The following is an 18,013-nucleotide window of genomic DNA, read 5'->3' on the forward strand; positions in this document are numbered from 1 at the left end:
TCCTGGATCGGCGCGTATCCGTCCCGCCCAGTTCCGCGCTTCACACCGTCCGGAGCCGCTTGGCGAACTCCGCCGCCGCCGCGCCCGGGTCGTCGGCCTCGGTGATCGCCCGTACGACGACGACGCGGCGGGCGCCCGCTTCGAGCACCTCGTCGAGATTGCCGAGGTCGATGCCGCCGATGGCGAACCAGGGACGGTCCGTGCCGAGCGCCGCCGTGTGCCGGACGAGGTCGAGGCCCGGTGCGTGGCGGCCCGGCTTGGTGGGGGTCGGCCAGCACGGGCCCGTACAGAAGTAGTCCACGCCGTCCTGGACGGCGGCGGCCGAGGCCTCCGGGCCCGCATGCGTGGAACGGCCGATCACGACCTCGTCGCCGAGGATCGCCCGGGCCGCGGGGACGGGCAGGTCGCCCTGCCCGAGGTGCAGGACGTCGGCTCCGGCGGCGTGGGCGACGTCGGCCCGGTCGTTCACCGCGAGGAGCTTGCCGTGCCGGCGGCAGGCGTCCGCGAACACCGCGAGGTGCGCCAGCTCCTCGGCCGCCTCCATGCCCTTGTCCCGCAGTTGCACGACGTCCACGCCGCCCGCGAGGACCGCGTCCAGGAAGGCGGGGAGGTCGCCCTGGCGCCTGCGCGCGTCCGTGCAGAGGTAGACCCGGGCGTCGGCGAGCTGCGCGCGTGCGGTGGATTCGGGCATGCGTGGGTCCCCCGTGTGGGTCGGTGGCGTACGGGCCGTGGGTCCCGTCCTGTCCTCTCCTGTCCTGACAGTCCGCGGCCCGCGGCCCGTACGCCGTGCGGCGTTGCGGCTCTGCGGCGTGCTCGGGTCAGACGGCGAGCGCCTGGGCGCGGCGCTTCACCTCCGTGCCGCGATTCTCACTCAGCGCCTGCGCGGGGGTGCCGGGCAGGCTCTCGTCCGGGGTGAAGAGCCACTCCAGGATCTCTTCGTCGTTGAAGCCGTCGTCCCGCAGGAGCGTCAGGGTGCCGGACAGGCCCTTGACGACCTTCTGCTCGTCCGCGTCGATGAAGGCGGCGGGGACGTGCAGCGCGCGGTTCTCACCACGGCGTACGGCGATCAGCTGGCCTTCCCTGACCAGCTGCCGGACGCGCGTCACCTCGACGCCGAACTTTTCGGCGATGTCGGGGAGGGTGAGCCAGGCGGGGACGAGAGCATCGATCTTTGCGTCAATCTCGGTCACGAGGACAAGCCTGCCATCTCCCACTGACACCCGGTACCCGGGCACCGCGCTCCGCCCCGGGGCAGGCGCGCACCAGGACGCCCGTCGGGTGCGGGCCGCCCGCGGCCGAGCCCGCGGTTCCCCGCGCCCCTGGGAGACGGGGCCGCGGCCCACGGACGGTCGCTCAGACCGCAGCCGTCTTCAAGGGGCGGGACGGGTCCGTGAGCAGCGCCGGGTCCATTCGGGTGCCCGACTCGATCAGCCGGCGGCCCTGCGCCAGGTCCCGGGGCCGCCCCACCGCGAGGACCGCGACCAGACGGCCCTCCCGGAGCCAGCACACCGACCAGGAGGGCCCCGCCGGATCCCCCCGCCAGAGCAGGGCGTCGGCGGCGCCGTGGTGCCCCGCGTACTGGACGAAGCGGCCGAACTGCTCCGACCAGAAGTACGGCACCGGGTCGTAGGGCGCGGGCGTCTCCCCCACGATGTTCGCCGCGACCGTGCGGGGCCCCTGGAGCGCGTTGTCCCAGTGGTGGACCAGCAGCCGCTCCCCGTACCGGCCCGAGGGGAACGAGGCGCAGTCGCCGACCGCGTACACGTCCGGGAGGGAGGTGCGCAGGTGGTCGTCCGCGACGACCTCCCGGTGGGCGCCGAGTTCGATCCCCGAGCCGGCCAGCCAGGACGTGGCCGGCCGTGCCCCGATGCCGACCACGACGGCGCCCGCGGGCAGCCGCGAGCCGTCGTCCAGCACCACCGCGCCGGGCTCGACGCGCTCCACGCGCGCGTGGGTGCGCAGCGAGGCCCCGCTGTCCGCGTACCAGGCGGTCATCGGCGCGGCCACCTCGGCCGGCAGCACGCCCACGAGCGGCCGGTCGGCGGCCTCGACGACGGTCACCGAGCACCCCGCCTCCCGCGCCGCCGTGGCGAACTCCGCGCCGATCCAGCCCGCGCCGACCACCACGATGTCGTGCTGCCGGGCGAGGACGGGCCGCAGCCGTTCGGCGTCGTCGAGGGTGCGCAGCAGATGGACGCCCGGTACTCCCTCGGCGCCGGGCAGCCGCACGGGCTCCGCTCCCGTGGCGAGGACCAGGACGTCGTACGGGACAGCCCCCTCGGCCGTGTCGAGTTCGCGGGACGCCGGGCGGACGCCGGTCGCTTCGAGGCCCAGGCGCAGTTGGACGCCGAGGGTCTCGAAGTCGACGCCGAAGGCGGAGCTCTCGGCCTTGCCGAGCAGGACGGCCTTGGACAGCGGCGGCCGGTCGTACGGCTGGTGGGGCTCCGCGCCGATCAGGGTCACGCTGCCGGGAAAACCCTGTTCCCGCAGGGCGACGGCGGTCTGGACCCCCGCCATGCCCGCGCCGACGATCACGACGCGTACGCGCGCCGCCGGGCCCGTTTCCTGTGTCAGCTCGCTCACCCGGTCACCATAGACAGTCGGTGAAATCGTCGGTCAGGGGCGTGGCCGGTGAGCTGTTGCACACCGCCCGGCCACGGCGTCAGCTCGGGGCGACCTCTTCGACCACACTCGTCCCCCTGCCCTCCTGGGACTCCCACTCCCAGGTCTCCGCCAGCCGCACCCGCCCGTCGGGGGTCTCGGCGACCTGGGACGCGCAGTGCCCGGAGGAGGTGGTTCCGTCCGTCTTCAGCTGTACGTACCGGAAGTCGAGCCGGTCGCCCTCGCGGGTGCCCACGAGATGGCCGCGCACGACGTCGCCGCCCGCGTACTCGGCCCAGATCACGCCGTCCCGCTCGTGGTACGAGAACCGGGTGCGCGTACCCACCTGCCCCGGCGCCTGGTCGGCCACGGGGGCGAGAACGAGTCCGTCGAGCGAGCGGGCCATGCCGTGAGGCTCCCTACTGAGGTCCGGAACGAAGAGTTAGGGTGGCCAACGTAAAGCACTCGCGGGAGCCCGGGCGTACCGGGCTGAGAGGGAGGCTGGGACGGCCTCCGACCGTACGAACCTGATCCGGGTCATGCCGGCGAAGGGAGGGGCTGGACGCCCATGTCGCGTACACCGCAAGCAGTTCCGAGCCGCCCGACCAGCGACGTCCTGGTCGTCGGGGGCGGGATCATCGGTCTGGTCACCGCCTGGCGGGCCGCGCAGCGCGGGCTGACGACCGCGCTGGTGGACCCGGCGCCCGGCGGTGGCGCCGCGCAGGTCGCGGCCGGCATGCTGGCCGCCGTCACCGAGCTGCACTACGGCGAGGAGACCCTGCTCGGCCTCAACCTGGCCTCGGCGCACCGCTATCCGGACTTCGTCGCGGAGCTGACCGGGGCGAGCGGCCAGGATCTCGGCTACCGCAGGTGCGGCACGCTGACCGTCGCGCTCGACGCCGACGACCGCGCCCATCTGCGTGAACTGCACGCCCTGCAGAGCCGGTCGGGCCTGGAGTCGGAGTGGCTGAGCGGCCGCGAGTGCCGCCGTCTGGAGCCGATGCTCGCCCCCGGGGTGCGCGGCGGGCTGCGGGTGGACGGCGACCACCAGATCGACCCGCGACGGCTCGCCGCGGCCCTGGTCACGGCCTGCGAGCGGGCCGGGGTCCTCTTCCACCGCACCTGGGCCGAGCGCCTGGGCGTCGTACGGGACAGGGCCACCGGAATCGTCACGGCGGACGGCACCGAACTGTCCGCGGGGCAGGTCGTCCTCGCCGCGGGCAGCCTCAGCGGACGGCTCGCGGGGATGCCGGAGGACGTACTGCCGCCGGTACGGCCCGTGAAGGGCCAGGTGCTGCGCCTCGCCATGCCGGAGCCCGCCCCCGCGCCGCACAACCCGAGCGCGCCCTTCCTGAGCCGGACCGTGCGCGCGGTGGTCCGCGGCAGCCACGTCTACCTGGTGCCGCGCGAAAGCGGCGAGCTGGTCGTCGGCGCGACCAGCGAGGAGCTGGGCTGGGACACCACGGTGACCGCGGGCGGTGTGTACGAGCTGCTGCGGGACGCCCACGAACTCGTCCCCGGCATCACCGAGCTGCCACTCACCGAGACGCGCGCCGGACTGCGCCCCGCCTCCCCCGACAACGCGCCCCTGCTCGGGCCCACCGGCCTTCCCGGGCTGCTCCTGGCGACCGGCCACCACCGCAACGGCGTGCTGCTCACCCCGGTCACCGGCGACGCCCTGGCGCACGCGCTGACCACCGGTGAACTCCCGGAAGTGGCGCGTCCGTTCACCCCGGGCAGGTTCGGCGCCGCCGCCTTCGTGGAGCAGCCCGTATGAGCGGCGTGACCGTCCTCGTCAACGGGGAGCGACGCGAACTCGCCGCCGACACCGCCCTCGACGCCCTCGTGGCCACCCTCTGCGCGGCCCCCTCCGGTGTGGCCGCCGCGCTCAACGAGACCGTCGTCCCGCGTACGCAGTGGCCGGCCACCCTCCTGCGCGAGGGAGACCGCGTCGAAGTACTCACCGCCGTCCAAGGAGGCTGACCGATGGCCGACGACCCCTTCGTCCTCGGCGGTACGTCCTACACGTCCCGGCTGATCATGGGCACCGGCGGTGCCCCCAGCCTCGACGTCCTGGAGCGCTCGCTCGTCGCGTCCGGCACGGAGCTGACGACGGTCGCCATGCGGCGCGTGAGTCCCGGGTCGCACGGCTCGGTGCTGTCCGTGCTCGCCCGGCTCGGCATCCGCGTCCTGCCCAACACCGCGGGCTGTTTCACCGCCGGGGAGGCCGTCCTGACGGCCCGCCTCGCGCGCGAGGCGCTCGGCACGGACCTCGTCAAACTGGAGGTGATCGCCGACGAGCGCACGCTGCTGCCCGACCCGATCGAACTGCTGGACGCCGCCGAGACGCTCGTCGACGACGGTTTCACGGTCCTCCCGTACACGAACGACGACCCGGTCCTCGCCCGGAAACTGGAGGACGTGGGCTGCGCCGCCATCATGCCGCTCGGGTCGCCCATCGGGTCGGGGCTCGGGATCCGCAACCCGCACAACTTCCAGCTGATCGTGGAGCACGCGCGCGTACCGGTGATCCTGGACGCGGGGGCGGGCACGGCGTCGGACGCGGCGCTCGCCATGGAGCTGGGGTGCGCCGGGGTGATGCTCGCCTCGGCGGTGACGCGGGCGCAGGAGCCGGTCCTCATGGCCGAGGGCATGCGGCACGCGGTCGAGGCCGGGCGCCTCGCGTACCGGGCGGGGCGCATTCCGCGCCGCCACTTCGCGGAGGCCTCGTCCCCGGCGGAGGGAATCGCGCGACTCGACCCGGAACGCCCCGCTTTCTGAGCATCGGCCCGGATTCCCGCTTGCGGACCGGTCCGGCCGTCCGCCCGGCCGGCCGTCCGGCCGTCCGGCCGTGTCAACGCGCCGACCGGCGTGCGCGCGGTGCGAGGTGCGTCACAGGTCGGCTTCAGAACCGCCCCGGTATCGCCCGCACGGGGGGCTCCGTCAGTGGTGGCTCGTACACTCACCTGCGTGGATACGACCCTTCAAGACCCCTTGGTCGGGCATGTGCTCGACGGTCGGTATCGCGTCGACGCCCGCATCGCGGTCGGCGGGATGGCCACGGTCTACCGGGCCGTGGACACCCGCCTCGACCGGGTGCTCGCGCTCAAGGTGATGCATCCGACCCTGGCGGCCGACGCCTCGTTCGTCGACCGTTTCATCCGCGAGGCCAAGTCGGTGGCCAGGCTCGCCCATCCGAACGTGGTGCAGGTCTTCGACCAGGGCACCGACGGCCCGTACGTCTATCTGGCGATGGAGTACGTGGCCGGATGCACCCTTCGTGACGTACTGCGCGAGCGCGGGGCGCTCCAGCCGCGGGCCGCGCTGGACATCCTGGAGCCGGTCCTCGCCGCGCTCGGCGCCGCGCACCGCGCCGGGTTCGTGCACCGCGACATGAAGCCGGAGAACGTCCTGATAGGGGACGACGGCCGGGTGAAGGTGGCGGACTTCGGTCTCGTACGGGCCGTGGACACGGTCACCCACACGACGGGCGCCATCCTGGGCACGGTGTCGTATCTCGCTCCGGAACAGATAGAACACGGCACGGCCGACCCCCGCGTGGACGTGTACGCGTGCGGCATCCTCCTCTTCGAGATGCTGACCGGCGACCGGCCGCACTCGGGCGACTCACCCGCCGCGGTGCTCTACAAGCACCTCCATGAGGACGTGCCCCCGCCGTCGGCGCTCGTGCCGGGCCTCGCCCTCGAACTCGACGAGCTGGTCACCTCGGCGACCGCGCGCACCCCCGGCGTCCGCCCGTACGACGCGGTGGCGCTGCTCGCACTGACCCTGGACGCGCGCAGCGCCCTGAGCGACGACCAGCTGGACGCCGTGCCGCCGGGTGCCGTCGCCACGGACCGCCCCGGCGCCGACAACCGCACGAGCGTGATCCCGCGCTCGCTGTCGGTGCCCCGGCTGCTCCCGGTGAACGAGGACGACGCGGAGCTGCACCGCACGAGCTTCCTGCCGTCCCCGCCGCCCGAGCCCCCGCGGCGCGGCCGCACGAGGATGGCGCCTCGCCGGGGCGTACTCGGGATCGTCGCCGCGGTGCTGCTGGTCCTCGGCCTCGGCGCGGGCGTCTGGTACATCAACTCCGGTCAGTTCACCGAGGTCCCCGCGGTGCTCGACAAGACGGAGGCGCAGGCCAGGAAGAGCATCGAGGGCGCCGGCCTCGACGTGAAGACCAAGAACGCGTACAGCGACACCGTCAAGCTCGGCCGGGTCATCAGCACCGACCCGAAGCCCACCGCCCGGATCCGCGACAACGGCTCCGTGACACTGACGATCTCCAAGGGCCCCAACACCGTGCGCGTCCCGGACCTCAGGGGCTTCGTGCTCAGCAAGGCCAAGGAGCGGCTGGAGAAGGAAGGGCTGGCGGCCGGCATGGTCACCAAGGCCTTCAGTGAAGACGTCGTCGTGGGCCAGGTGATCGGTACGAAGCCGGGGGCGGGCACCGAGCGCCGCGGCGGCTCGGCGATCGCGATCGTCGTCAGCAAGGGCAGCCCGGTGGACGTGCCCGACGTGCGCGGCGACGACCTGGGCGACGCCAGGCAGGAGCTGGAGGAAGCGGGCCTGACAGTCGAGGTCGCCTCCAAGCGAATCACCTCCGACTACGACGCCGGCCAGGTCGCCGAGCAGTCGCTCGCTCCCGACAAGCAGGTGGCGCAGGGCGACACCATCAAGCTGACGGTCTCCAAGGGCCCGCCGATGGTCGAGGTCCCGGACGTCGTGGGCGACAGCGTCGACGACGCGACGCAGGAGCTGGAAGAGGCCGGCTTCGAGGTCGAGGAGGACCGCGGGCTGCTCGGGCTCTTCGGCGACACGGTCGACAGCCAGTCGACCGAGGGCGGCGAGCAGGCACCCAAGGGATCGAAGATCACCATCAAGATCCGCTGAACGGTCGAGCGAGGTCCCACCGGAGTTCCGGCGAACGGCCGAGGGCGGTTCGGACGGCTCGACAGGACATGGCCGCCGACGGGAGGGCCGGGAGCGCGTGACACCCTTGGAGGGTGAGCACTGTGCAGTCCCGCAACCCCGTCGGCGGCCATGTCCCCGTCGCCGGAGGCCTCGCCTCCGTAGGCCTCTCGTACGCGCGTGAGCTGGCCGCCGAGACCGTCCAGGTCTTCGTCGCCAACCCGCGCGGCTGGGCGACACCACCCGGCAACCCGGCCCAGGACGAGCAGTTCCGCGCCGCCTGCGCCGCGGAGAACATCCCCGCGTACGTCCACGCGCCCTACCTGATCAACTTCGGCTCGCACACCGAGGCGACCGCGGAGAAGTCGGTGGAGTCGCTGCGGCACTCGCTGCGCCGGGGGCGGGCGATCGGGGCTCTCGGAGTGGTCGTGCACACGGGCTCGGCGACCGGCGGACGGGAGCGCTCGGTGGCACTCCGGCAGGTGCGCGCGTATCTGCTGCCGCTGCTCGACGAGCTGACCCACGACGACGACCCGTTCCTGCTGCTGGAGTCGACCGCCGGCCAGGGCTCCTCGCTCTGCTCGCGGACCTGGGACTTCGGGCCGTACTTCGAGGCGCTCGACGCCCATCCCAAGCTGGGTGTCTGCCTGGACACGTGCCACATCTTCGCCGCGGGCCACGACCTCACCGGGCCCGGCGGAATGCATCAGACCCTTGATCTGCTGGTGGACACGGTCGGTGAGGGCCGCCTGAAGCTGATCCACGCCAACGACTCCAAGGATGTGGCGGGCGCCCACAAGGACCGCCACGAGAACATCGGCGCCGGTCACATCGGCGAGGACCCCTTCCGCGCCCTGATGACCCACCCCGCCACCGAGGGCGTACCACTCATCATCGAGACGCCCGGCGGCAAGGAGGGGCACGCGGCGGACGTGGAACGACTGAAGAAGCTCAGGGACGGTCGGGCGGCCGACGCGGGCTAGAGCTCGGGGCCGTCCCCGGGCTCCTCCTGGTAGGAGTAGCGCTGCTCGCGCCAGGGGTCGCCGACGTTGTGATAGCCGCGCTCCTCCCAGAAGCCGCGGCGGTCCGCTGTCATGTACTCCACGCCGCGGACCCACTTGGGCCCCTTCCAGGCGTACAGCTGCGGCACGACGAGGCGCAGCGGGAAGCCGTGCTCCGCGGTGAGCAGTTCGCCGCCCTTGTGGGTGGCGAAGATCGAGCGCTCGGACGCGAAGTCGTCGAGGCGCAGATTCGAACTGAACCCGTACTCCGCCCAGACCATGACATGGGTGACGGCGGGCGCCGGAGGGGCGAGCTCCAGAATCGTCCGGGTCGGCACACCGCCCCACTCGGCGCCGGTCATGCTGAACTTCGTGACGCAGTGCAGATCGGCCACGACCGTCGCGTAGGGCAGCGCGGTGAACTCGTCGTGGGTCCAGCAGTACTTCTCGCTGTCGGCGGTGGCACCGAAGATCCTGAACTCCCAGCGCTCGGGGCGGAACTTCGGTACGGGCCCGTAGTGCGTGACCGGCCAGCCCCGCTGCAGTCGCTGCCCCGGCGGAAGCTCCGACTGCGCTGCTTCCCCAGATTCACGACCCACCGGCTGACCCATGACTCCATCCTGACAGACCCGGGGAGGTGGACATGACCAGGTCCACACCCACTCGGCCAATCATGACAACTCGGACTAAGCCTGCACTTACTTACTAAGCATGCACTTACTGGACGATCTTCAAAGCCGGTGCAATCATGCGGCGCAACCCACCAGTTCCCCCGCCTGGAAGGAGCCTTCGCGATGCAGGGCGACCCCGAGGTTCTCGAATTCCTCAACGAGCAGCTGACCGCCGAGCTCACAGCGATCAACCAGTACTTCCTGCACGCGAAGATGCAGGAGAACTTCGGCTGGACGAAGCTGGCGAAGTACACGCGGCACGAGTCCTTCGACGAGATGAAGCACGCGGAGCTGCTGACCGACCGGATCCTCTTCCTGGACGGCCTGCCGAACTACCAGCGGCTCTTCCACGTCCGCGTCGGGCAGACGGTCACCGAGATGTTCCAGGCGGACCGCCAGGTCGAGGTCGAGGCGATCGACCGGCTCAGGCGCGGTATCGACCTGATGCGGGCCAAGGGCGACGTCACGTCCGCGAACATCTTCGAGTCGATCCTCGCGGACGAGGAGCACCACATCGACTACCTGGACACCCAGCTGGAGCTCGTCGAGAAGCTCGGCGAGGCGCTCTACATCGCGCAGCTCATCGAGCAGCCGGAGAGCTAGGCGGCCTCGTTCAGCCGCTCGTCGTTCAGCCGGCCGTCACTCGGTCGGCCGTCGTCCAGCCACCCGTCCCGGCGGCCAGCTTCGGCGAACGCCGGTCTGTCCTGCTTGACGGCTTCCCGGCCGGGGAGGGCGCCCCGGCCCAGCAGCGCCTGGATGCGCCGGACACAGGATCCGCAGTCGGTGCCCGCCTTGCAGGCGGACGCTATCTGCCGGGGGGTGCAGGCGCCGTCCGCCGCGTGCTTCCTCACCTGTGCCTCGGTCACTCCGAAGCAGTTGCAGACGAACACGCGGTTCCACCTCCCGACGGGGTCCGACAGGTCACGCCGTCCCGAAGATCGGTGAGGCTAACCTAACCTTACCCGTCGAGTCTGAGCCGCAAAAGTGCGAGGGGGCGCGGATCGTATGTGATCCGCGCCCCAATACGCGTGCCGTACACGCGCCGGTGACAGCCGCGACGGCTGCTGATCTGCTACTGGTCCCGGTACATCTCCGCGACCAGGAAGGCCAGGTCAAGCGACTGGCTGCGGTTCAGCCGGGGGTCGCAGGCCGTCTCGTAGCGCTGGTGCAGGTCGTCGACGAAGATCTCGTCGCCGCCGCCCACGCACTCGGTGACGTCGTCACCGGTGAGCTCGACGTGGATGCCGCCCGGGTGGGTGCCGAGGCCCTTGTGGACCTCGAAGAAGCCCTTGACCTCGTCGAGCACGTCGTCGAAGCGGCGGGTCTTGTGGCCCGAGGCCGCCTCGTAGGTGTTGCCGTGCATCGGGTCGGTGATCCAGGCGACGGTCGCGCCCGACGCGGTGACCTTCTCGACCAGCTCGGGCAGCTTGTCGCGGACCTTGTCGGCGCCCATCCGGACGATGAAGGTCAGCCGGCCCGGCTCACGGTCCGGGTCGAGCCGCTCGATGTACTGCAGAGCGTCCTCGGCCGTCGTCGTCGGGCCCAGCTTGATCCCGATCGGGTTGCGGATCTTCGAGGCGAACTCGATGTGCGCGCCGTCCAGCTGCCGGGTGCGCTCACCGATCCACACCATGTGGCCGGAGACGTCGTACAGGTGCCCGGTGCGGGAGTCGACCCTGGTCAGCGCCGACTCGTAGTCGAGCAGCAGCGCCTCGTGCGAGGCGTAGAACTCGACGGTCTTGAACTCCTCGGGGTCCGCCCCGCAGGCGTTCATGAAGTGCAGCGCCTGGTCGATCTCGCGCGCCAGCTGCTCGTAGCGCTGGCCGGACGGCGAGGTCCGTACGAAGTCCTGGTTCCAGGCGTGCACCTGGCGCAGGTCCGCGTAGCCGCCGGTGGTGAAGGCACGGACCAGGTTGAGCGTGGAGGCGGAGGCGTTGTACATCCGCTTCAGCCGCTCGGGGTCCGGGACGCGGGCCTTCTCGTTGAAGTCGAAGCCGTTCACCGAGTCGCCGCGGTACGTCGGCAGGGTCACGCCGTCGCGGGTCTCGGTGTTCTTGGAGCGCGGCTTGGAGTACTGGCCGGCGATCCGGCCCACCTTCACGACCGGCACGGACGCCGCGTACGTGAGGACCGCGCCCATCTGGAGCAGGGTCTTGAGCTTGTTGCGGATGTGGTCGGCGGACACGGCGTCGAAGGCCTCGGCGCAGTCGCCGCCCTGGAGGAGGAACGCCTCGCCCTTGGCGACTGCTCCCAGTCGGGCGCGCAGCTGGTCGCACTCGCCGGCGAAGACGAGCGGCGGATACGACTCAAGGTCCGCGATCACTTCGCGCAGAGCCTCGGCATCGGGGTACTCGGGCTGCTGCGCCGCGGGCAGGTCTCGCCAGGTGTTGCCAGCGCTCGCGCTGGACTTAGCGTTCACGGTCACGGCGTCAACATTACGGGGTCGTGTCGGGCATCCCTCCCCATGCTCATCAATTGAGACGGATCGCGCTCGATCGAAGCGCCGCGAACCGGCCACCGTCCGAACGCATCCTGCGGCAGACCCTTCGTGAGGTAGGGTGCGGCGCATGTTCGCGCACTCGACCCAGAACCAGAACTGGTGGTGGACCGCTCACCCGGCGGCCCACTGACTGCGCGTACGCAAGACTTCGCGAAGGCCGCCCGAGGGGCGGCCTTCGGTGTTTTCGCGACCGGGACCGTTCCTCACGACCTCTCGCCCTCCTCATCCGCTGAGAAGCCGAGACGCCGAGACTCGAGAAGGAACAGGGACCCACCCATGAACCTGCGCGATCTGCTGGACGACCCCCGACCGTTCGCCCTGCTGCGCCGCCGCACACCGGGCCACCACGACGGGCAGGGCGACACCGTCGAGCTGCTGCTCGGCCCCGTCACCGAGCACGAGCGGCTGGCCGACCTCCCCGAAGGGCTGGCCCTCGTCCCGTACCGCCAGATCCGCGAGCGCGGCTTCGACGTCCGCGACGACGGCACTCCCCTGTCGGTGCTCGTCCCGGAGGAGTCGTACGAGTTCTCCCTCGAGCGGGTTCTCGCGGAGCTGCCCGCGCACGACGTGCGGGTCGAGGACGGCGGTTTCGACGTCGCGGACGAGGAGTACGCGGAGATCGTCGGGCGGGTGCTGCGGGAGGAGATCGGGCGGGGCGAAGGCGCGAACTTCGTCATCCGGCGGACGTACGAGGGGGAGATCCCCGGGTTCGGACGGGCCGACGCGCTGGCGCTCTTCCGCCGGCTGCTGGTGGGCGAGCGGGGGGCGTACTGGACGTTCGTCGTGCACACCGGGGAGCGGACGCTGGTCGGGGCGAGCCCCGAGGTGCATGTGCGGATGTCCGGCGGGACCGCCGTGATGAACCCGATCAGCGGCACGTACCGCTATCCCGCCGAGGGGCCGACGCCCGAGGGTCTGCTGGAGTTCCTGGCCGACGGCAAGGAGATCGAGGAGCTCTCGATGGTCGTCGACGAGGAGCTCAAGATGATGTGCACGGTCGGCGACATGGGCGGAGTCGTGATCGGGCCGCGCCTCAAGGAGATGGCCCATCTCGCGCACACCGAGTACGAGCTGCGGGGCAGGTCGTCGCTCGACGTGCGCGAGGTGCTGAAGGAGACCATGTTCGCGGCGACCGTCACCGGGTCGCCGGTGCAGAACGCGTGCCGGGTGATCGAGCGGCACGAGGTCGGCGGACGCGGCTACTACGCCGGGGCCCTCGCCCTCATCGGGCGCGACTCGGGCGGCGCCCAGACCCTCGACTCCCCCATCCTCATCCGGACCGCCGACATCGACGGCGGCGGGCGGCTGCGCGTACCGGTGGGCGCGACGCTGGTCCGCGGGTCGGATCCGGCGGGCGAGGTCGCGGAGACCCACGCGAAGGCGGCGGGCGTACTGGCCGCTCTCGGCGTACGCCCCGGGCGGCCGGGCGGGGACGAGGCGCGGGCGAACCTCGCGGACGATCCACGGGTGCGGGCCGCGCTCGACGGGCGGCGGGCCTCGCTCGCGCCGTTCTGGCTGCGGATGCAGGAGCCGTCCGCCGCACTGGCGGGGCACGCGCTCGTCGTGGACGGGGAGGACACCTTCACGGCGATGCTCGCGCATCTGCTGCGCTCCTCCGGCCTGACGGTGTCCGTACGGCGGTACGACGAGGAGGGCCTGCGGGAGGCCGCCCTCGCCCACGAGGGGCCGCTGGTCCTGGGCCCCGGCCCGGGTGATCCGTCCGACCTCACCGATCCGAAGATGGCCTTCCTGCGGGGCCTCACCGCGGAGGTGCTGCGCGGGCACCGGTACGGCGTCCTGGGGGTGTGCCTGGGCCACGAGCTGATCGCGGCGGAGCTGGGGCTGGAGACCGTGCGCAAGGAGGTTCCGTACCAGGGGGCGCAGACGGACATCGAGCTGTTCGGGCGGACGGAGACCGTCGGTTTCTACAACAGTTTCGTGGCGCGCTGCGGCGACGAGGCCGCGCTCGAACTGGCGGCCCATGGGGTGGAGGTGGCCCGGAGCCGGGGTCAGGAGGTGCACGCGCTGCGCGGGCCGGGCTTCGCCGGGGTGCAGTTCCACCCCGAGTCGGTGCTGAGCCTGCGGGGCGCGGACGTCGTACGGGAGCTGATGGCGCGCGTGCGGGCGGGGGCGGGGGCGGGCCCGCTCCCGGAGCGTCGACCCGCCGGGTAGCCGAGGACGTCGCGCCCCCGCCGCCCCTACCCGTTCCCGTCCCGCATGGGGCTGCACCCCTCGCCCCCTTTGTCCTCAAACGCCGGACGGGCTGAACTGATTCAGCCCGTCCGGCGTTTGAGGACCTCGGGTTCGGGGGCGGGGAAAGTCAGCCGAAGAAGACGCCGACCTCCTCGTACAGGCGGGGATCCACCGTCTTCAGGCGGGCCGTCGCCTCCGCGATCGGGACGCGCACGATGTCCGTCCCCTGGAGCGCGACCATCTTGCCGAAGTCCCCGTCCCGGACGGCCTCGATCGCGTGCAGCCCGAACCGTGTGGCAAGCCACCGGTCGAAGGCGCTGGGAGTCCCACCCCGCTGGACATGCCCGAGGACCGTCGTCCGCGCCTCCTTCCCCGTACGCCGCTCGATCTCCTTGGACAGCCACTCCCCCACACCCGACAGCCGCACATGCCCGAAGGAGTCCAGCGACCCGTCCTTCAGCACCATGTCGCCGTCCTTGGGCATCGCCCCCTCCGCGACGACCACGATCGGCGCGTACGAGGCCTTGAAGCGCGAGGTCACCCAGGCACAGACCTGCTCGACGTCGAAGCGCTGCTCCGGGATGAGGATGACGTTCGCACCGCCCGCGAGTCCCGAGTGGAGCGCGATCCAGCCCGCGTGCCGGCCCATCACCTCGCACACCAGCACGCGCATGTGCGATTCGGCGGTGGTGTGCAGCCGGTCGATCGCCTCGGTCGCGATCCCGACGGCGGTGTCGAAGCCGAAGGTGTAGTCGGTGGCGGACAGGTCGTTGTCGATGGTCTTCGGTACGCCGACGACGGGCACCCCGTACTCGTCGGTGAGGCGCGCGGCGACACCGAGCGTGTCCTCTCCGCCGATCGCGATCAGGGCGTCGACCTCGCACTTGGCGAGGTTCTCCTTGATCCGGCGGATGCCGTTCTCGACCTTGAGGGGGTTGGTGCGCGAGGAGCCGAGGATGGTGCCGCCGCGAGGCAGGATGCCCCGCACGGCGGGAATGTCGAGCGGGACGAAGTCGCCTTCCAGCGGCCCCCTCCACCCGTCCCGGAAGCCGGTGAAGTCATAGCCGTACTCCTGCACGCCCTTGCGGACGATGCCCCGGATGACGGCGTTGAGCCCGGGGCAGTCGCCGCCACCGGTCAGTACTCCGACCCGCATGGAAAGTCCCTTCGCCATGGTTGGCTGACGGAACTCACGCTAATAGTGATCCAGGTCACTCCAGGAGAGGGCGGAAGGTCAATTCCGGTGCAATGTGCGGGAGTTGATCACTCGTCATCACTCGTTGGGGCATATCGGTGGGTTTACGCGTCGTCGAGGCCCCGCTCTATGGCATAGCGCACCAACTCCACGCGGTTGTGCAACTGGAGCTTGCCCAAGGTGTTCTGGACGTGGTTCTGCACCGTGCGGTGGGAGATCACCAGGCGCTCGGCGATCTGCTTGTAGCTCAGGCCCTTGGCCACCAGCCGGAGCACCTCGGTCTCCCGTTCGGTGAGCTGCGGGGCCCTCGGCTCGTCGCCGCCGGTGGCGGGGCCCGGGTCGGAGGCGAGTCTGCGGTACTCGCCGAGGACGAGACCCGCGAGGCCCGGGGTGAAGACGGGGTCGCCGACGGCCGTGCGGCGCACCGCGTCGATCAGCTCCTCCGTGGAGGCCGACTTGAGGAGGTAACCGGTGGCGCCGGACTTGACCGCCTCCAGGACGTCGGCGTGCTCGCCGCTCGCGGAGAGGACCAGGACGCGCAGGGCGGGGTTGAGCCCGACGAGTTCCTTGCAGACCTGCACGCCGGGTTTGGCGGGCAGGTTCAGGTCCAGCACGAGGACGTCGGGCCCGGCGGCCTGCGCCCGGCGCACCGCCTGCTCCCCGTCGCCCGCGGTCGCGACCACGTCGAACCCCGACTCGGCGAGGTCGCGGGCGACCGCGTCGCGCCACATGGGGTGGTCGTCGACCACCATGACGCGGATCGGGGCCTGCCCCGGTTCCGGCTCTTGCCCTTGTCCCTCGGTCATGCCTTTTCCGCCTTCCCCCGTGTGCCCTTGGGCCCCTTCGAGGCCTTCGGTGCCTGCTTCGGTACCTTCAGTTCCACTTCCGTGCCCTGGCCGGGCACCGAGATCAGCTCGGCGGTGCCCCCGATCTCACGCAGCCGTCCGCGGATCGACAGGGCCACCCCGAGGCGCCCCTCCCCCTCGGCCTGGGCGAGCCGGCCCTCGGGGATGCCTGGGCCGTCGTCCCGTACGGTCACGATCACCTCGTCCGGTTCGTCCTCCACCAGGATCCAGGCCCGGGCGTCCTCGCCCGCGTGCCGGTGGACGTTGTCCAGGGCGGCACCGACCGCCCCGGCCAGCTCCCTCGCGGCTCCCGCCGGGAGCGGCACCGGGGTGCCCGGCTCGGAGAACGTCACTTTCGCGGTGGCGTACGGGGCGAGCAGCGGGCGCAGATCGCGGGGCGCCAGGTCGTCCAGCGGGTCCGGCTCGTCCACCGCGCGCACGACGGCACCCTCGGCCTCGTCCTCCGACACCCGCGAGAGGGGTACGAGTCCGCCGGAGACCAGGGTGCGCAGCGCCACCTCCTGCTCGCCCGCGAGACGGCCCAGGTCCGCGGCCTCCCCGCCGATCGCGGAGCCGCGCCGCTGCACCATGGCGAGCACCTGGAGCACGCCGTCGTGGATGTCACGGGCGAGCCGCTCGCGTTCGCGGGTCGCCGCCTCGATCTCCAGGGCGCGGGCCAGGGTGCGCTCGGAGGCGCGGGCGACCTCGACGACGTATCCGATGGCGATGGAGGCGACCCAGACCAGCAGCACGTTGTGGAGGGTGTCCTCGCTGAGGGCGCCGCGCTGGACGACGTTCGCGACGCCGACGAGCGCCGAGGCGAAGGCCGCCCAGCGCCAGCCGCCCTTGATGGCGAACGCCAGCACGGCGCCCGCGGTCCATATCGAGGGGAGGGTCGGGCCGCCCGCGACGATCCGGTCGTGGGCGTCCGCGACCGGGGTGAGCAGGATGCCGGTGAGGGCGACGGTGAGATCGGCCGCGAGGAAGCGCTTGGTGCAGCTCTGCGCGTTCGCCACCTTGGGCAGGGTGGCGAAGGTCCAGGCGGCGAGCAGCACGTAGTAGCCGATGGCCACCTCGGGGCGGACGAACTCGTCGTTCTTCGCGGCGAAGAGACCGATCGCGTAGACCAGCGTCAGGACGCGGTATCCCGTGAGCGCGCGCCACAGCGGCTGCTCGACCGACATTCTCATGACTCTCTCGCGCTTGGCCATGTCCCCCACTACCCCATCCCCCGCGGCCACGTCCAGGTCTACGAGCCGGTGTGCTCCTTGTCGGCCCGCTCCTGCTTCTGGGCCTGCTTCTGTGCCTTCGCCGCTTCCGCGATCTGCCGCTTGGCGGCCGTCGCGTAGATGTCGACGTACTCCTGGCCGGAGAGCTTCATGATTTCGTACATGACCTCGTCGGTCACCGCGCGCAGCACGAAACGGTCGTGCTCCATGCCGCTGTAGCGGCTGAAGTCCAGCGGTTCGCCGATGCGGATGCCCGGGCGCATCAGCTTGGGCATCACCTTGCCGGGCGGCTGGATCTTCTCGGTGTCGATCATGGCGACCGGGATGACGGGCGCCCCGGTGGCCAGCGCCACGCGCGCGAGCCCGCCGGGCTTGCCCCGGTAGAGGCGGCCGTCGGGCGACCGGGTGCCCTCCGGGTAGATACCGAAGAGCTCGCCGCGCTCGACGACGTCGATACCGCTCTTGACCGCCGCCTCGCCCGCGCCGCGTCCGCCGGAACGGTCCACCGGCAGCTGGCCGACGCCCTTGAAGAAGGCGGCGGTCATCCGGCCCTTGACGCCGGGCGTGGTGAAGTACTCCGCCTTCGCGATGAAGGTGACCTTGCGGTCCAGGACCGCGGGGAGGAAGAAGGAGTCCGAGAACGACAGGTGGTTGCTCGCCAGGATGGCCGGGCCCTCGGCGGGAATGTTCCTGAGGCCTTCCACCCAGGGTCTGAAAGCGAGCTTCAGGGGCCCTCCGATGGAAAACTTCATTGCGCCGTAGATCACCCGAGTGCCTCCTGTGTATGTCGATCAGACCTTAACCCGGAGCACCGTCAATGGGCCCGACGGGCCTGGTCGGTGTCAGTGCCGTCGCGTACGGTGA

19 protein-coding genes and 1 riboswitch are annotated in these 18,013 nt (G+C 71.5%); of the genes, 8 read left to right on the forward strand and 11 right to left on the reverse strand.

Annotated elements, in window-relative coordinates:
• Nucleotides 1–40: 40 nt before the first annotated feature.
• From thiE to K3769_RS09450, 4 genes are all read right to left on the reverse strand, one after another.
• A complete protein-coding gene (gene thiE, locus K3769_RS09435; protein ID WP_267025981.1) occupies nucleotides 41–691 on the reverse strand; it encodes a thiamine phosphate synthase in 651 nt (216 codons plus the stop codon).
• A gap of 127 nt (nucleotides 692–818) precedes the next feature.
• Complete coding sequence (locus K3769_RS09440; protein WP_267025982.1) at nucleotides 819–1,190, reverse strand: Rv2175c family DNA-binding protein; 372 nt, start codon at nucleotides 1,188–1,190, stop codon at nucleotides 819–821.
• A gap of 163 nt (nucleotides 1,191–1,353) precedes the next feature.
• Nucleotides 1,354–2,583: an NAD(P)/FAD-dependent oxidoreductase gene (locus K3769_RS09445; protein ID WP_267025983.1), complete on the reverse strand. Its 1,230-nt coding sequence runs from the start codon at nucleotides 2,581–2,583 to the stop codon at nucleotides 1,354–1,356.
• 79 nt (nucleotides 2,584–2,662) lie between these two features.
• On the reverse strand, nucleotides 2,663–3,007 hold the full coding sequence (locus K3769_RS09450) for an avidin-fold protein (RefSeq protein WP_267025984.1): 345 nt from the start codon (nucleotides 3,005–3,007) through the stop codon (nucleotides 2,663–2,665).
• 51 nt (nucleotides 3,008–3,058) lie between these two features.
• Nucleotides 3,059–3,172: riboswitch (TPP riboswitch) on the forward strand.
• Here K3769_RS09450 and thiO point away from each other — a divergent pair.
• From thiO to K3769_RS09475, 5 genes are all read left to right on the forward strand, one after another.
• The gene (gene thiO, locus K3769_RS09455; protein WP_267025985.1) at nucleotides 3,170–4,378 is read left to right on the forward strand and encodes a glycine oxidase ThiO; all 1,209 of its coding nucleotides are present in this window, start codon (nucleotides 3,170–3,172) and stop codon (nucleotides 4,376–4,378) included. (Overlaps the previous riboswitch by 3 nt.)
• Nucleotides 4,375–4,584 (forward strand): sulfur carrier protein ThiS, encoded by a 210-nt coding sequence (thiS, locus tag K3769_RS09460; protein WP_267025986.1) that lies wholly within the window; start codon nucleotides 4,375–4,377, stop codon nucleotides 4,582–4,584. The genes thiO and thiS overlap by 4 nt, the downstream gene beginning before the upstream one ends.
• A 3-nt stretch (nucleotides 4,585–4,587) precedes the next feature.
• Nucleotides 4,588–5,382, forward strand: a complete 795-nt coding sequence (locus K3769_RS09465) for a thiazole synthase (protein ID WP_267025987.1) — start codon at nucleotides 4,588–4,590, stop codon at nucleotides 5,380–5,382.
• Between the two features lie 189 nt (nucleotides 5,383–5,571).
• Complete coding sequence (gene pknB, locus K3769_RS09470) at nucleotides 5,572–7,497, forward strand: Stk1 family PASTA domain-containing Ser/Thr kinase (protein ID WP_267025988.1); 1,926 nt, start codon at nucleotides 5,572–5,574, stop codon at nucleotides 7,495–7,497.
• A 113-nt stretch (nucleotides 7,498–7,610) separates the two neighbouring features.
• Nucleotides 7,611–8,498 carry a deoxyribonuclease IV gene (locus K3769_RS09475; RefSeq protein ID WP_267025989.1) on the forward strand — a complete coding sequence of 296 codons (888 nt, stop codon included), beginning with the start codon at nucleotides 7,611–7,613 and terminating at the stop codon, nucleotides 8,496–8,498.
• Here K3769_RS09475 and K3769_RS09480 read toward each other — a convergent pair.
• Entirely contained in the window at nucleotides 8,495–9,127 is a 633-nt protein-coding gene (locus K3769_RS09480) for a sulfite oxidase-like oxidoreductase (RefSeq protein ID WP_267025990.1), read from the reverse strand. The two genes, K3769_RS09475 and K3769_RS09480, sit on opposite strands and share 4 nt — an antisense overlap.
• Before the next feature lie 183 nt (nucleotides 9,128–9,310).
• Here K3769_RS09480 and bfr point away from each other — a divergent pair, with 183 nt between their 5' ends.
• A complete protein-coding gene (bfr, locus tag K3769_RS09485; RefSeq protein ID WP_210883391.1) occupies nucleotides 9,311–9,790 on the forward strand; it encodes a bacterioferritin in 480 nt (159 codons plus the stop codon).
• Here the strand turns inward: bfr and K3769_RS09490 are convergent.
• Both K3769_RS09490 and K3769_RS09495 read right to left on the reverse strand, forming a co-directional pair.
• Nucleotides 9,787–10,077: a (2Fe-2S)-binding protein gene (locus tag K3769_RS09490; RefSeq protein ID WP_267025991.1), complete on the reverse strand. Its 291-nt coding sequence runs from the start codon at nucleotides 10,075–10,077 to the stop codon at nucleotides 9,787–9,789. The genes bfr and K3769_RS09490 overlap by 4 nt on opposite strands.
• Before the next feature lie 182 nt (nucleotides 10,078–10,259).
• Nucleotides 10,260–11,612 carry a class II 3-deoxy-7-phosphoheptulonate synthase gene (locus K3769_RS09495; protein ID WP_267025992.1) on the reverse strand — a complete coding sequence of 451 codons (1,353 nt, stop codon included), beginning with the start codon at nucleotides 11,610–11,612 and terminating at the stop codon, nucleotides 10,260–10,262.
• A gap of 142 nt (nucleotides 11,613–11,754) precedes the next feature.
• On the opposite strand from K3769_RS09495, the gene K3769_RS41100 reads away from it, so the two are divergent.
• Both K3769_RS41100 and K3769_RS09500 read left to right on the forward strand, forming a co-directional pair.
• The gene (locus K3769_RS41100) at nucleotides 11,755–11,817 is read left to right on the forward strand and encodes a trp operon leader peptide (protein ID WP_152788727.1); all 63 of its coding nucleotides are present in this window, start codon (nucleotides 11,755–11,757) and stop codon (nucleotides 11,815–11,817) included.
• A gap of 146 nt (nucleotides 11,818–11,963) precedes the next feature.
• Nucleotides 11,964–13,859: an anthranilate synthase family protein gene (locus tag K3769_RS09500; RefSeq protein WP_267025993.1), complete on the forward strand. Its 1,896-nt coding sequence runs from the start codon at nucleotides 11,964–11,966 to the stop codon at nucleotides 13,857–13,859.
• Nucleotides 13,860–14,007: 148 nt separating this feature from the next.
• Here the strand turns inward: K3769_RS09500 and K3769_RS09505 are convergent, their stop codons facing one another.
• The 4 genes from K3769_RS09505 to K3769_RS09520 form a co-directional block, all read right to left on the reverse strand.
• Nucleotides 14,008–15,036 (reverse strand): 6-phosphofructokinase, encoded by a 1,029-nt coding sequence (locus K3769_RS09505; protein ID WP_267025994.1) that lies wholly within the window; start codon nucleotides 15,034–15,036, stop codon nucleotides 14,008–14,010.
• A gap of 143 nt (nucleotides 15,037–15,179) precedes the next feature.
• Entirely contained in the window at nucleotides 15,180–15,827 is a 648-nt protein-coding gene (locus K3769_RS09510) for a response regulator (RefSeq protein ID WP_372515141.1), read from the reverse strand.
• Nucleotides 15,828–15,877: 50 nt separating this feature from the next.
• Nucleotides 15,878–17,131 carry a MacS family sensor histidine kinase gene (gene macS / locus K3769_RS09515; RefSeq protein ID WP_267025996.1) on the reverse strand — a complete coding sequence of 418 codons (1,254 nt, stop codon included), beginning with the start codon at nucleotides 17,129–17,131 and terminating at the stop codon, nucleotides 15,878–15,880.
• A 38-nt stretch (nucleotides 17,132–17,169) separates the two neighbouring features.
• Nucleotides 17,170–17,913, reverse strand: a complete 744-nt coding sequence (locus tag K3769_RS09520; RefSeq protein WP_267031300.1) for a lysophospholipid acyltransferase family protein — start codon at nucleotides 17,911–17,913, stop codon at nucleotides 17,170–17,172.
• Nucleotides 17,914–18,013 lie beyond the last annotated feature (100 nt).

The sequence above is a fragment of the Streptomyces ortus genome, assembly GCF_026341275.1.
GTDB lineage: Bacteria > Actinomycetota > Actinomycetes > Streptomycetales > Streptomycetaceae > Streptomyces > Streptomyces ortus.

Bases quoted from the DNA above. Each gene is read 5' to 3' on its own strand.
- K3769_RS09480 (WP_267025990.1), bottom strand. From the start codon at position 9,127: ATGGGTCAGCCGGTGGGTCGTGAATCTGGGGAAGCAGCGCAGTCGGAG.
- K3769_RS09505 (WP_267025994.1), bottom strand. From the start codon at position 15,036: ATGCGGGTCGGAGTACTGACCGGTGGCGGCGACTGCCCCGGGCTCAAC.
- thiE (WP_267025981.1), bottom strand. From the start codon at position 691: ATGCCCGAATCCACCGCACGCGCGCAGCTCGCCGACGCCCGGGTCTAC.
- bfr (WP_210883391.1), top strand. From the start codon at position 9,311: ATGCAGGGCGACCCCGAGGTTCTCGAATTCCTCAACGAGCAGCTGACC.
- K3769_RS09465 (WP_267025987.1), top strand. From the start codon at position 4,588: ATGGCCGACGACCCCTTCGTCCTCGGCGGTACGTCCTACACGTCCCGG.
- K3769_RS09500 (WP_267025993.1), top strand. From the start codon at position 11,964: ATGAACCTGCGCGATCTGCTGGACGACCCCCGACCGTTCGCCCTGCTG.
- K3769_RS09510 (WP_372515141.1), bottom strand. From the start codon at position 15,827: ATGGTGGTCGACGACCACCCCATGTGGCGCGACGCGGTCGCCCGCGAC.
- K3769_RS09450 (WP_267025984.1), bottom strand. From the start codon at position 3,007: ATGGCCCGCTCGCTCGACGGACTCGTTCTCGCCCCCGTGGCCGACCAG.
- thiO (WP_267025985.1), top strand. From the start codon at position 3,170: ATGTCGCGTACACCGCAAGCAGTTCCGAGCCGCCCGACCAGCGACGTC.
- macS (WP_267025996.1), bottom strand. From the start codon at position 17,131: ATGGCCAAGCGCGAGAGAGTCATGAGAATGTCGGTCGAGCAGCCGCTG.
- thiS (WP_267025986.1), top strand. From the start codon at position 4,375: ATGAGCGGCGTGACCGTCCTCGTCAACGGGGAGCGACGCGAACTCGCC.